Annotated in this window: 10 protein-coding genes and 1 pseudogene; 5 read left to right on the top strand and 6 right to left on the bottom strand. The window is 68.0% G+C overall.

The window, feature by feature from the left end; translation table 11 throughout:
* Nucleotides 1–10: 10 nt before the first annotated feature.
* Nucleotides 11–925, bottom strand: coding sequence for a WYL domain-containing protein (locus H6927_16555; GenBank protein ID MCP5219702.1), 915 nt, complete (start codon nucleotides 923–925; stop codon nucleotides 11–13).
* Nucleotides 926–1,084: 159 nt separating this feature from the next.
* Here H6927_16555 and H6927_16550 point away from each other — a divergent pair, with 159 nt between their 5' ends.
* Both H6927_16550 and H6927_16545 read left to right on the top strand, forming a co-directional pair.
* Complete coding sequence (locus H6927_16550; protein ID MCP5219701.1) at nucleotides 1,085–1,276, top strand: hypothetical protein; 192 nt, start codon at nucleotides 1,085–1,087, stop codon at nucleotides 1,274–1,276.
* A gap of 86 nt (nucleotides 1,277–1,362) precedes the next feature.
* Entirely contained in the window at nucleotides 1,363–2,697 is a 1,335-nt protein-coding gene (locus H6927_16545) for a hypothetical protein (GenBank protein ID MCP5219700.1), read from the top strand.
* A 304-nt stretch (nucleotides 2,698–3,001) separates the two neighbouring features.
* On the opposite strand, the gene H6927_16540 is transcribed toward H6927_16545, so the two are convergent.
* On the bottom strand, nucleotides 3,002–4,030 hold the full coding sequence (locus tag H6927_16540; protein MCP5219699.1) for an NAD-dependent dehydratase: 1,029 nt from the start codon (nucleotides 4,028–4,030) through the stop codon (nucleotides 3,002–3,004).
* A 12-nt stretch (nucleotides 4,031–4,042) separates the two neighbouring features.
* Here H6927_16540 and H6927_16535 point away from each other — a divergent pair, with 12 nt between their 5' ends.
* The 3 genes and pseudogenes from H6927_16535 to H6927_16525 all read left to right on the top strand — a co-directional run bounded on the left by H6927_16535 (nucleotide 4,043) and on the right by H6927_16525 (nucleotide 7,347).
* Nucleotides 4,043–4,960, top strand: a complete 918-nt coding sequence (locus tag H6927_16535) for a LysR family transcriptional regulator (protein ID MCP5219698.1) — start codon at nucleotides 4,043–4,045, stop codon at nucleotides 4,958–4,960.
* A 23-nt stretch (nucleotides 4,961–4,983) separates the two neighbouring features.
* Nucleotides 4,984–6,432, top strand: a complete 1,449-nt coding sequence (gene sbcB / locus H6927_16530; GenBank protein ID MCP5219697.1) for an exodeoxyribonuclease I — start codon at nucleotides 4,984–4,986, stop codon at nucleotides 6,430–6,432.
* A gap of 79 nt (nucleotides 6,433–6,511) precedes the next feature.
* Nucleotides 6,512–7,347: pseudogene (locus tag H6927_16525) on the top strand (pyridoxal-phosphate dependent enzyme).
* 1 nt (nucleotide 7,348) lies between these two features.
* Here the strand turns inward: H6927_16525 and serB are convergent.
* The 4 genes from serB to mfd all read right to left on the bottom strand — a co-directional run bounded on the left by serB (nucleotide 7,349) and on the right by mfd (nucleotide 12,736).
* The gene (gene serB, locus H6927_16520) at nucleotides 7,349–8,083 is read right to left on the bottom strand and encodes a phosphoserine phosphatase SerB (GenBank protein ID MCP5219696.1); all 735 of its coding nucleotides are present in this window, start codon (nucleotides 8,081–8,083) and stop codon (nucleotides 7,349–7,351) included.
* 66 nt (nucleotides 8,084–8,149) lie between these two features.
* Nucleotides 8,150–8,755: a L,D-transpeptidase gene (locus H6927_16515; GenBank protein ID MCP5219695.1), complete on the bottom strand. Its 606-nt coding sequence runs from the start codon at nucleotides 8,753–8,755 to the stop codon at nucleotides 8,150–8,152.
* Nucleotides 8,734–9,222: a GAF domain-containing protein gene (locus H6927_16510; GenBank protein MCP5219694.1), complete on the bottom strand. Its 489-nt coding sequence runs from the start codon at nucleotides 9,220–9,222 to the stop codon at nucleotides 8,734–8,736. The genes H6927_16515 and H6927_16510 overlap by 22 nt, the downstream gene beginning before the upstream one ends.
* A 25-nt stretch (nucleotides 9,223–9,247) precedes the next feature.
* A complete protein-coding gene (mfd, locus tag H6927_16505) occupies nucleotides 9,248–12,736 on the bottom strand; it encodes a transcription-repair coupling factor (GenBank protein MCP5219693.1) in 3,489 nt (1,162 codons plus the stop codon).
* Nucleotides 12,737–12,853: the final 117 nt, after the last annotated feature.

Genomic DNA, 12,853 nt, shown 5'->3' with positions numbered 1-12,853 from the left:
GCTCATTCCCTCAGTCCGACTCGGCTTCGAGCCGCTGTTGATCAGGGGAGCGGTAGCCCGGCGCCAGCACGGCATTGCGCACACCGTAGATGGCCAGATGATCCTTCAGCCACAACCGGTACTCGTGCCCGCGCAAGCTGTGGTCAGGGGAGCAGTCCACGCTCCATTGGCGAAGGATGTAACCGGCGGTGGCAGCGCGCAGCTTCATCCGCAGCACGCCGTCCTGCATGCCGTAATCCATCTCGGTGATCTCAGGCCGGGGCTGGTCCGGGTGCGGCACCAACTCGAGCTCGACGATCCGTGTCCACTGAATGTCCTGATCGCTCATCTCGTGGGGCGCTACGGGCTGCCCCTTGAGCACCACCGGGTGCTTGATCCGGGTGATGACGAAATCCCGGAACTCCTGCGACTTCCGGTCGAAGGCGCGGACGTGCCAACGGAGGCCGTTGTCGATCAGCGCGAACGGGACGACCTCCCGCTCGGTGCGGCCACTGGAGATGGAGTGGTACTCGATGCCGAGCGGACACTCCTGGTGAATCGCACGGGTCACGCTCGCAAGCACATCCAGATCCGGATGCGTGAGCCGTGACGGGCTCTCGCTGGCTACCCACGCCTTGAGCCGCATCGGCTCACCGTCGCCAAAGCCCTGGGTCAGCCACGACAGCACCCGCTCCGGGGGGAAGTCGAACACGGGCCGGAAATCCGGCCCCATGACGTAGGACTTGCCCTTGGGGTCGTAGTCGATGTTGCCCGGGGCCAACTCCTTGTACAGCGCCAGATCCCTGGATGCGGCGGCGGACTGGATGCCAAACCGAGTGACCAAGTCCTGACGGCGTATCTCCCCGATGAAGCGCACGCGCAACTCCACGAACGCGAGCCGGTCGCGTTGTGGCTGGGTTAGATCTGCAAGCTGTTCGTTCGACATCCTGGCTGGCTCGTTCGGGTTAGCGAATGCTTGTGCTGGTTATTGCGGAAAGTATATGGTCTGCCCTAGAATCTGTCCATGACTCTATTTTGATTTGTGTGTGCGTCGCATTGTGATAACCACAATTGGCGCAGCGATAAAAGGATCGGTACGGGCGCCATGCAAAATTTCGCAGAGCTTCACCTCAAGCCAGAGACGCTGGCGAAGTACGGATTGCCGGACATCCCGTACCGGATCGGCAGCCGGTTCAGCACCAAGACCTACGCAACCAAGGACGAAGCCAAGCTGGCGCTGTTCGATGACTTCTGGGCAGCGACCCAGGATGACGAGCGGTTATGGGCCAGTGACTGATCAGGGAAACAGATTCGATGTCGCAAAACTTACCCAGCAGCACACCGCGAGACGTAAGCCCACTGCTCAAGGGCAAAAGGCCTGACTTGATCGAACTGATCGCCGCTACCCTTCATTCAGTAAAGGCGTATGACTTGCCGGCGGAATGCGAGCGGCTCGGCTTGGCGACCGGGACGGGTAGCGAAGCGCACTCCAGCAAGCGCGTGTACGTGCGAAGCCGTCTCCAAGGATTGAGCAACGATCAGCTTCTCCAGCTCGCACGCCAGGTTGAACAGGATCACGTCAGTTTTTCGCTGAGCGAATTTCTCAGACTGTTGGATGAGTCGAGCGACGGTCAGACAGTCACTGAACTTACGCGGCGCTCGATCCTCAAGCTGCTGAACGACGTGGATCTCTTCGGGGAGCTCCCGCTTGTCGAGCAGTTGTCCAAGATCTGGCCATTACCCGAAATGCGTGGCGCGGGCTTCGAGGCAAATTTGGAGGAGTCCGTCATACGGCACTGCGTGAACAACGACGACTGGACCAACGCTGAATTGCTCGAGGTGGTGGGCGCACTGAGCTGCTCCCGACAACTGTTCTTCAAGTTGGTTGAGGCGGTCGTCTCTCCGAATGCCCGAAGAGGAAAGGAGCAGACGCAGCTCGTTGAGAAGCTGAATACTCTCCTCAAGGCGGACGGCTTCCAGCTAAGGCCATCGGGGAGCATCTCAGGACATTCGGCGTTCGCGGTGAATCGAATCACTGGTGGCGTATCTGGCGCACCCAAGAATTTGATTTTCGCGTCAACGGGTCCGAAGCCCGAGATCGTCATCCAGGATGCCATCAATAACGACATCCGAATCGTTAGGAATGAAGAGCACTGCCTCGTTTACGACCGCCCGATTCAGGCCAACGGACTTACCAAGGAGGAGATGCTCTCTTGGTGGAAGGAACGGCAAGGCATCCAGGACGAATCGGATGCGCGGCGATCGCTTTCTCAACGTCTGATGGCATCCCTTGCATCGGACGGCGAGCGAAACGTATTCAGCGTCTACTACCGGGCATTCAAGGATCTCGGCGATAAGCTGCCAGCCCTCGTTCCGCAGGTCTATCTGCATTACGACCCATACACGCTGGCACAGCTCGGTGGGGCTGGGCGCTTGTCTCGGCAACGCATGGACTTCCTGCTCCTCTTTAGTGACGCAGGCCGTGTGGTCGTCGAGGTTGACGGATCTCAGCACTTCGCTGAGGACGGGAAGCCATCCCTCGCCAGGTACGCGGACATGGTGGCGGCCGATCGTGACCTCCGGCTCGCCGGGTACGAGGTCTATCGCTTTGGGGCCAACGAGCTCACCGGCCACGGGTCGGCAGAACGGATCGAAGCATTCTTCCGGCGCTTACTTCGGAAGCACGCGGTCCTTCCCGGAGCCGGGTCGGCTGAGTGAAGCCATGCCAACCGATCCGGAGTTGCGGACGCGGGTTCAATTCCGCAAATGGGAATCGAACTGGCGTCCTGGCTTAGGCACTTGGCTGATGACCTCGGCCGGGCAGAACTGGTAGGATTGTTGGCAGTTGGGGCTGGATTCCGCACCTTTCCGCAGGAGTTCGCAGCGGCTCTAAGGCGCTGAGTTACATAGGTTTGGCGCGGGGTTCCACCCCACCACCACCTACCGAGGCCCGGATTCTCTCCGGGCCTTTTTTCCGGCATTTACGCGAGGCGCGCCCCTGTCTGCATGTGAGGTCCGCCTTTCAGGGCGCCGTGCGCAGCGAGTCCACCATCGCCGCCAGCCCTTGCACATAGGGCGTGATCCGAAAGTCGGGGTAGTGCGTCTCGAACTTCTCGCTGCTGAACACGTAGTCCTGCTGGTTCTGATACAGCATCTCGGCCACCTCGCGCATCAGTCCGTTCACCGGCGATAGCCAGCGCGCTAGCGCGGCGGGCAAGGCCCGCACCGCCGTCGGCGCGCCCAGCAGCTGCGCGCTTTCGGCCAGCAGCTGGCGCGGCGTGGGCGCCGGGCTGGCGGTGGGCAGGTGCCAGCTCTGCTGCCACGCGCCATCGTCCAGCGCCAGCTGCGCCAGCGCCCGGCCCGCGTCGGGGGTGTAGGTGAAGCTGTGGCGCTGGTCCGGCCGGCCCAGCCAGAAGGCGGCGCGGCCCTGCAGCTGGCGCTCCATCGCCGCGACGTAGAGGATCGACAGGCGCACGTCGGGCCCGTAGAAGTCGGCGCTGCGGGCGATCAGCCAGCGCAGGCCTCGGGTCGTGCCCGCCTCGTGCAGCATGGCCAGCAGCCGGGTGCGCACCTTGCCCTTACGGGAGGGTGGATCGAGCGGGTGGTCTTCGCGCATCGGCACGCGCAGCGGCAGCGGCCCGTAGGCGTAGAGGTTGTCGAACCAGATCAGGCCGGCGCCATGGGCCAGCGCGGCGTCGATCGCGTTGTGCAGGATGCGCGGCCAGTTGCGCTCCCACACCGCCGCCTGGTAGGGCAGGCCCAGGGTCAGGTAGAGGTGGCTCACGCCCTGGGTGGCCGCGCGCAGGGCCGCGCCGTCCAGTGCGTCCAGCAGCAACTGGGCGACGCCGGGCACTCCCGGGCCACCCGCGCTGCGGCTGGCCAGGACGACGGCCTCGCCCTGGGCGTGCAGGCTTTGCGCCGTGGCGCGGCCGATGGGGCCGTTGCCAACGATCAGGTGTTTGCGGGCATGGGTGGGGCGGATCGGGTCGGGTGTCATGGCGCCGATGATGGGCGCCGAGCCGTCGAAGCGGAAGTGGAGAAATAGAATCACCGAGATTCAAATATGAATGGCTCCATGATGACCGGCGTGACCCCCCATCCGCTCAAGACCATCGACTGGCGCCTGTTGCAGGCGTTCCTGGCGGCCGCCGAAGCCGGCTCGCTCGGCCGCGCTGCCCTGCAACTGGGCGACAGCCAGCCCACCCTGAGCCGGCGGCTGGCGCAACTGGAGGCGGCGCTGGGGCAGGCGCTGTTCGAGCGTTCGCCGCGGGGCCTGGCGCCCACGCCGGCTGGGCGCGCCTTGCTGGGCCCGGCGCGGCGCATGAGCCAGCAGGTCGAGCGCATGGCGCTGGCGATGGAGCAGCGCGCCCTCGGCCTGGCGGGTACCGTGCGCATCACCGCCAGCGAGATGGTGAGCCAGCATTTGCTGCTGCCCGCGCTGCGCCCCTTGCGGCAGGCGCACCCCGAAATCCAGATCGAGCTGGCTCCGGGCGACCACGTGGCCGACCTGCTGCGGCGCGAGGCCGACATCGCCGTGCGCATGTTCCGCCCCCAGGAGTCCGCCTTGATCGCGCGGCGCATGGCCGACCTGCCCCTGGGGCTGTACGCGCACCGCGACTACCTCGCGGCGCATGGCCCGGTGACCGAGGAGACCATGCAGCGCCACAGCTGGATCGGCGACGACCAGAATGGCTTGATGCTGCGCGGCTTCGCCCGCGCCGGCTACCGGGTCGCGCGCGATTTTTTTGCCATCCGCACCGACCACTCGGCGCTGGCCTGGCAGGCCGTGTGCGCGGGCCTGGGGGTTGGCGTGGCGCCCCGGCCGGTGGCCGAGCGCCGGCCGGAACTGATGCGCGTGCTGCCAGAAATGAGCATTGCGCCCATGCCGTGCTGGCTGGTGGTGCACCGCGAGTTGCGCGGCACGCCCCGCCTGCGGGCGGTGTTCGACGCGCTGGCGGCCGCGCTCGGCCCGCTGGCGTGACGGGCTTGGGTATGCTTGCCGCCATGTCCGCACCCACCTTCCTCTGGCACGACTACGAAACCTTCGGCACCAACCCGCGGCGCGACTGGCCGGCGCAGTTTGCCGCCATCCGCACCGATGCCGATCTGAACGAGGTGGGCGCGCCGATGATGTGGTACTGCCAGCCGCCGCAAGACCGCCTGCCCGAGCCCGAGGCCTGCCTGATCACCGGCATCACGCCGCAGGAGTGCGCCGCCAAAGGGGTGCCCGAGCACGAATTTGCCGACCGCATCAACGCCGCGCTGGCCGCGCCAGGCACCATCGGCGTGGGCTACAACTCGATCCGCTTCGACGACGAGGTGACGCGCTTTCTGCTGTGGCGCAACCTGATCGACCCCTACGCGCGCGAATGGCGCGACGGCTGCGGCCGCTGGGACCTGCTGGACGTGGTGCGCTGCGCCCACGCGCTGCGGCCCGAGGGCATCGAATGGCCCCAGGCCGATGACGGCACGACCTCCTTCAAGCTGGAGCGCCTCTCCGCCGCCAACGGCCTGGCGCACGAGAGCGCGCACGACGCGCTGTCGGACGTGCGTGCCACCATCGCGCTGGCGCGCCTGATCCGCACGACCAACCCCCGGCTGTTCGAGTTTTGCCTGGCGCTACGAAAAAAAGAGCGCGCGGCGCAGGAACTGGGCCTGCCTACCACGCTGCGCGAGGCACGGCCCTTTCTGCACGTCAGTGGCCGCTTTGGCGCCGCGCGCGGCTGCATCGCGGTGATGGCGCCGCTGGCCATGCACCCCAGCAACAAGAACGAGCTGCTGGCCTGGGACCTGAGTGCGGACCCCACCGAGCTGGCCGACCTGAAACCCGACGAGGTGCGCGCGCGCCTGTTCACCGCCGCGGCCGATCTGCCCGAGGGCGTGACGCGCCTGGCCATCAAGGGTGTGCACCTGAACAAGTCGCCCATCGTCATCGGCAACCTCAAGACTTTGCGGCCCGAGCTGGCCGCGCGCTGGGGCATCGACTTTGGCGTGGCGCAAACGCACTTCGAGCGCCTGCGCGCCTTGCCCGATCTGAGCGCGCTGTGGGCCCAGGTGTATGCGCGGCCGGCCGCTGCGGGCGCGGTGGACGTGGACGAGGACCTGTACGGCGGCTTTTTGGGCGATGCCGACCGGCGGCGCCTGAACCATTTGCGCGGCCTGGGCGGGCCCGAGCTGGCGCTGGCGCGCACCGGCTTCGACGATGAGCGCCTGGCCGAGCTGCTGCTGCGCTATCGGGCGCGCAACTTTCCCGCCACGCTCAATGCGGCGGAGCAGGCGCAATGGCAGGCGCACCGCAGCGCGCGCCTGATGGCGGGCGAGGGCGGCGCGCTGACCCTGGCCGCGCTGTTCGACCGCGTCGACGCGCTGGCCGAAACCACCGAGGACGAGCGTGGCCAGGGCGTGCTGGAGGCCCTGTACGAATGGGCCGAGCAGCTCGCGCCGGACACTTGATCTGCTACAAATAAAGAAGCTGCTGGCGTTTTCCCCGCAAGCGGTAATCGGGCCCGATGACCTGGCGCCGCTGTTTCCGATGGCGCTGATCCAGCAGGAGGTCAGCACCGAGCGCGAGATCGAGATCCCCGAGCCGGTGCGCGAGGTGTTCCGCCTGTGGCGCCCGGCGCCGCTGTTTCGCGCCCACCGGCTGGAGAAGGTGCTGGGCACGCCCGCCAAGATCTTCTACAAGTACGAGGGCGTCAGCCCCGCCGGGAGCCACAAGCCCAACTCCGCCATCCCGCAGGCCTTCTTCAACGCGCAGGCGGGCGTCAAGCGCCAGTCCACCGAGACCGGCGCGGGCCAGTGGGGCAGCTCGCTGGCCATGGCCGGGGAGATGTTCGGGCTGGACGTCACGATCTACCAGGTGCGCGTGAGCTACGACCAGAAGCCCTACCGCCGCGCGCTGATGGAAACCTATGGCGCGCGCTGCATCGCCTCGCCCAGCAACGAGACCGAGTGCCGCTGACCAAGATGCACACCCTGGGCAGCACCTTCACGCCGCCGGGCTTTCATACCGGGGGCCTGCGCTACCACGGCATGGCGCCGCTGATCAGCCACTGCAAGGAGCTGGGCCTGCTGGACGCCGTGGCCTACACGCAGAACCAGTGCTTCGAGGCCGGGGTGCAGTTTGCGCGCGCCGAGGGCATCGTGCCCGCGCCCGAGGCCAACCACGCGGTGCGCGGCGCCATCGAGGAAGCGCTGCGCTGCAAGCGCGAAGGCAAGGCCGAGACCATCCTGTTCAACCTGAGCGGGCACGGCCACTTCGACATGAGCGCGTACCAGGCGTATTTCTCGGGCAATCTGAAGGACGAGCACTACGACGAGCGCGAGCTGGCGCAGGCGCTGTCGGGGCTGCCGGCGGTGGCGGCTTGATTCAGCCCGCGGGCGGCTCGAACACTTCCAGCAGGCGGTCGAGCCCGCCCAGGTCGATCGCCACGCGGGCCTGCTCGCGCACGCGGGGCTTGGCGCGGTAGGCCACCGACAGGCCGGCGACGGCCATCATCTCCAGGTCGTTGGCGCCGTCGCCCATGACGATGGCCTGCGCGGGCGTGCAGCCGATCAGACTGCAGCAGTCCAGCACCGTCTGGCGCTTCATGGCGCCGTCGCAGATGTCGCCCCAGTCCTGCATCAGCAGGCGCCCGGTGAGCTTGCCGTCCACGATCTCCAGCCGGTTGCTGCGCGCGAAGTCCAGCGCCAGGCGATCGCGCAGGCGGTCGGCAAAGTAGGTGAAGCCGCCGCTCACCAGCAGCACCTTCAGCCCCGCCGCCTTGCAGGCCAGCACCAGCTCGGCGGCGCCCGGGTTCAGGCGCAGGCGGGCGCGGTACACGTGCGCCAGGTGCGCTTCGCTCACGCCGGCCAGCAGCGCCAGGCGCCGGCGCAGGCTGTCCTTGAAGTCGGTGATCTCGCCGCGCATGGCCGCCTCGGTGATGGCGGACACCTCGGCGCGGCGGCCGGCGGCGGCGGCGATCTCGTCCACGCACTCGATGTTGATCAGCGTCGAGTCCATGTCGAAGGCGATCAGCTTGTACTCACGCAGCGCCAGCGGCGGGCGCACGCCGCGCAGCACCAGGCCGGGGCTGATCTCATGGGCGGGGCTGGGCGTGCTCATTAGCTATAAAAATGGAAGCTTATTGCGCAGTCCATATGCGGGCTGCAGGCCGAAATGGTTGATATTCTAGCGGTTCAGCCCGGCCGCGAAGCCGAACAGCTCGCCCGGCGCGCGCGTTTCGGGCAGCACGTAGACCACGCCGGAGGAGCGGGCAAACAGCGGGTCGATGCGGCGGTCGTAAAAGCGCGTGGGCACGTTGATGCAGCCAAAGGAGATGCGCTTGTCGGCCGTGCCCGGCGTGCGCAGGCGCTCGGGGCGGTGCTCGCCCGGCACGTTGCGCACGCGGTGCATGGATAGGGCGGCGTCGTAGTCGAGCCAGACGATGTCCTCGCCCTGCGCGTTGCGGCCGGGTTCGGTCACGTAGCGGCCGGCGGCGGTGATCTTCTCGCTGGGCCTGACCTTGGACAGCGGCCGCGTGCCGATGTCCGGCGGCGCCACGTCGCCCGGGGCCTGGCCCACCAGCACCGCGCTGCGCTCCAGCAGCTGGCCCTGGCGGTCGAACACCCAGACGGTGGCGCCGGGCTTGTCCACGATGGCAAAGGCGCGTCCGCCGGCATCGCCCGCGCGCACCACGCTGTCGGCAAAGGCGCGCGCGCTGGCGTCGTCGAACGCCGCGGCCGGCAGGGCGGCCAGCGCCAAGGCGAGGGCGATCAGTCCAGCGCGTGCATGAATTCGCTGCACAGGGCCTCCATGCCCACCCGGTCGTCGTCGTCGAAGCGCGCCAGGGTGTGGCTGTCCACGTCCCACACGCCCAGCAGCGCGCCATCGGCATGCACCAGCGGCACCACGATTTCGGAGCGGGCCGCGCCGTCGCAGGCGATGTGGCCGGGGAAAGCCGATACGTCGGGCACCAGCTGCGTCTGGCGCGACAGGGCTGCCGCGCCGCACACGCCGCGCCCGCGGGCAATGCGCACGCAGGCCGGCGGGCCCTGGAAGGGGCCGACCACCAGGCCGTCGCCTTCGGCAAGGTAAAAACCGCACCAGCTGATGTCGGGCAGGGCGTGGAACACCAGGGCCGCAAAGTTTGCGGCGTTGGCGATCAGGTTGTGCTCGCCGTGCAGCAGGCCCTGCGCCTGGCGGGCCAGCTCGCGGTACAGCGTGGGCTTGTCGGCGGCGGTGATGGGGGCGGCTTCAAACATGGGGTGACCCGGGCGATGCAAGGGATCATACGGCGGTGGGCTCGGCGGCTGCCTGCGGAGCGGTGACGGGCTGCCCCAGGCTGCGCAGCACGTCGCGCACCAGCTGCACGCGCTCGCGCGGCTCGGGCAAGGCGCGCTCGATGCGCAGCTTGTCGTTGCCGGTCAGCTTGATGGCGCGGTTCTTCTGGATCAGATGGATGATGGCCATCGGGTCGATCGGCGGCTTGGGCTTGAAGTGGATGCTGATCGCGCCCGGCGCGGCGTCCACCTTGGTCACGCCGTAGGGCTGGCTGAGCACGCGCAAGCGGTGCACGTCGATCAGGGTCTGCGCCTGCGGTGGCAGCTTGCCGAAGCGGTCGACGATTTCTTCCACCAGGGTGTCGATCTGCTCGTTGCTCCTGGCCGTGGCCAGCTTCTTGTAGAAGGACAGGCGCAGGTGCACGTCGCCGCAGTAGTCGTTGGGCAGCAGGGCGGGGGCGTGCAGGTTGATGTCGGTGGCGGCCTGCATGGGGGCCAGCAGGTCGGGCTCGCGCCCGGCCTTCAGGCTGCGCACGGCCTCGGCCAGCATCTCGTTGTAGAGCTGAAAGCCGATCTCCATCATGTTGCCGCTCTGGTTCTCGCCCAGCACCTCGCCGGCACCGCGGATCTCCAGGTCGTGCATGGCCAGGTAGAAGCCGCTGCCCAGCTCCTCCATCTGCTGGATGGCGTCCAGGCGCTGCGCGGCCTGCTTGGTCAGGCCCTCGATCTCGGGCACCAGCAGGTAGGCATAGGCTTGGTGGTGGCTGCGGCCCACGCGCCCGCGCAGCTGGTGCAGCTGGGCCAGGCCGAACTTGTCGGCGCGCGCGATGACGATGGTGTTGGCCGTGGGCACGTCGATGCCGGTCTCGATGATGGTGGAGCACAGCAGCAGGTTGTGGCGCTGCGCCACGAAGTCGCGCATCACGCGCTCCAGCTCGCGCTCGGGCATCTGGCCGTGGGCGATGGCGATGCGCGCTTCGGGCAGGATTTTCTCCAGCGCCTGGCGGCGGTTCTCGATGGTCTCGACCTCGTTGTGCAGAAAGTAGACCTGCCCGCCGCGCTTCAGCTCGCGCAGCACCGCCTCGCGGATCACGCCGGTGCCCTCGTTGCGCACGAAGGTCTTGATGGCCAGCCGGCGCTGTGGCGCGGTGGCGATCACGCTGAGGTCGCGCAAGCCCTCCAGCGCCATGCCCATGGTGCGCGGGATGGGCGTGGCCGTCAGCGTGAGCACGTCCACCTCGGCGCGCAGCTGCTTCATGGCCTCCTTGTGGCGCACGCCGAAGCGGTGTTCCTCGTCGATGATGAGTAGGCCCAGGTTCTTGAAGTGCGCCTTTTCGCTCAGCAGCTTGTGCGTGCCCACCACGATGTCCACGCTGCCGTCTTCCAGGCCCTTGAGGGTGGCATTGACCTCCTTGGCGCTGCGAAAGCGGCTCATCTGCGCCACCTTGACGGGCCACTTGGCAAAGCGGTCGGCCAGGGTCAGGTAGTGCTGCTCGGCCAGCAGCGTGGTGGGCGCCAGCAGGGCCACCTGCTTGCCGCCGGTGACGGCCACGAAGGCGGCGCGCAGGGCCACCTCGGTCTTGCCAAAGCCCACGTCGCCGCACACCAGCCGGTCCATGGGGCGCGGGCTGATCATGTCCTGGATCACGGCGTGGATGGCGGCGCTCTGGTCGGCCGTCTCCTCAAAGCCGAAGTCGGCCGCGAACTGCTCGTAGTCGTGCGCCGAGTAGCGGAAGGCATGGCCCTCGCGCGCGGCGCGTCGGGCGTGGATGTTGAGCAGCTCGGCGGCTGCGTCGCGCACCTGCTCGGCGGCCTTGCGCTTGGCCTTTTCCCACTGGCCGCTGCCCAGCTTGTGCAGCGGCGCTTCTTCGGCCGACACGCCGGTGTAGCGGCCGATCAGGTGCAGCTGCGACACCGGCACGTACAGCACCGCGTCGCCGGCGTATTCGAGGTGCAGAAACTCCTGCGGCGCGGCGCTGCCGTCGGGGTTGGTGGCGCCCACGTCCAGGTTGACCAGGCCGCGGTAGCGCCCGATGCCGTGCTGGGTGTGCACCACAGGGTCGCCCACCTTCAGCTCGCTCAGGTCCTTGATCAGCGCCTCGACGTCGCTCTCCTGCTCCTGCTTCTTGCGCCGGCGCGTGGTGGCGCCCTGCGCGAACAGCTCGGACTCGGTGACGAAGTCGATGCCGCCGGCCAGCCAGGCAAAGCCCTGGGCCAGTGCGGCGGTGGCGATGCCGGTCTTTTCGTCGCTGGCCTCGAACTCGGCCAGCGAGTCGAAGGCGGGCGGGTTCAGGCCGCTGGCGCGCAGAAAGTCCAGCAGGCTTTCGCGGCGGCCCGCGCTTTCGGCCAGCACCAGCACGCGCTGGGCGCTGGTGCGGATGTGGGCTTGCAGGCGCGCCAGCGGGTCGTCGGCGCCGCGCGTGGCCGTCAGGTCGGGCAGCGCTTGCGCGAAGGCGCTTTCGCCCACATCGGCAATGCCGGGGCGCAGCGCCAGTTGAGGCAGCGGCTTGGCGGCCAGGTAGAAGTCTTCGGCGCTCAGGAACAGCGCCTCGGGCGGCAGCACCGGCCGCTCGGGGTCGCCTTGGGCCAGGCGGTGGCGCTCGCGCGTGTCCTGCGTGAACTGCTGGAAGGCCGCTTCCAGATCGCCATGCAGCACCAGCGTGGCCTGCTCGCCCAGGTAATCGAACACGCTGGCCGTGTGCTCGAAGAACAGCGGCAGGTAGTACTCGATACCGGCGCTGGCCACGCCGTTGCCCATGTCCTTGTAGAGGCGGCTGCGCGTGGGGTCGCCCTCCAGCAGCTCGCGCCAGCGGCTGCGAAAGCGCGCCTGCGCGGCCTCGTCCATCGGAAACTCGCGCCCCGGCAGCAGGCGCACGGCGGGCACGGGGTACAGGCTGCGCTGGCTGTCGGGGTCGAACGCGCGGATCGAGTCGATCTCGTCGTCGAACAGATCGACCCGGAAGGGCTGCGGCGAGCCCATCGGAAACAAGTCGATCAGCCCGCCGCGCACCGCGTATTCGCCGGGGCTGACCACCTGCGTCACGTGCTGGTAGCCGGCCAGGGTGAGCTGCGCCTTCAGCGCCGCCTCGTCCAGCTTTTGCCCCTGCTTGAAGTCGAAGGTGTAGCCGGCCAGAAAGCCGGGCGGCGCCAGCCGGTACAGCGCCGTGGTGGCGGGCACCAGCACCACGTCGGTCTGGCGCTGGCGAATGGCCCACAGCGTGGCCAGGCGCTCGCTGATCAGGTCCTGGTGCGGCGAGAAGCTGTCGTAGGGCAGGGTCTCCCAGTCTGGGAACAGCGTGACGCGCAGCTGCGGCGCGAAGAAGGCCAGCTCGTCCTGCAGGCGGCGCGCGTCCGAGGCGTCGGCCGTGACGATGGCGGTGAGCTGCCCGGCCGCCTGCTCGCGCGCCGCCAGGGCGGCCAGCCACAGCGCATCGCTGGAGCCGGGCGGGCGCGGCAGGGCGTGGCGTTTGCCGGGGATGAGCTTGGGCAGTTGCATCGAAGATCGGAAAGCAGAAACGACAAAAACCCCCGGCCGGGTGGGCGGGGGTGGCGGAGCTGATTTTAGTGATTCGGGGGTTCTTGCGCTTTTGCAGGACAAATAGGTTGCCAGCCA

This window comes from Burkholderiaceae bacterium, from assembly GCA_024235995.1.
Lineage (GTDB): Bacteria > Pseudomonadota > Gammaproteobacteria > Burkholderiales > Burkholderiaceae_C > Ottowia.
This window is presented reverse-complemented; position numbering and strand designations above follow the sequence as displayed.

Coding starts and splice junctions, on each gene's coding strand:
- mfd (MCP5219693.1), bottom strand. CDS start 12,736: ATGCAACTGCCCAAGCTCATCCCCGGCAAACGCCACGCCCTGCCGCGC.
- H6927_16555 (MCP5219702.1), bottom strand. CDS start 925: ATGTCGAACGAACAGCTTGCAGATCTAACCCAGCCACAACGCGACCGG.
- sbcB (MCP5219697.1), top strand. CDS start 4,984: ATGTCCGCACCCACCTTCCTCTGGCACGACTACGAAACCTTCGGCACC.
- serB (MCP5219696.1), bottom strand. CDS start 8,083: ATGAGCACGCCCAGCCCCGCCCATGAGATCAGCCCCGGCCTGGTGCTG.
- H6927_16535 (MCP5219698.1), top strand. CDS start 4,043: ATGAATGGCTCCATGATGACCGGCGTGACCCCCCATCCGCTCAAGACC.
- H6927_16550 (MCP5219701.1), top strand. CDS start 1,085: ATGCAAAATTTCGCAGAGCTTCACCTCAAGCCAGAGACGCTGGCGAAG.
- H6927_16510 (MCP5219694.1), bottom strand. CDS start 9,222: ATGTTTGAAGCCGCCCCCATCACCGCCGCCGACAAGCCCACGCTGTAC.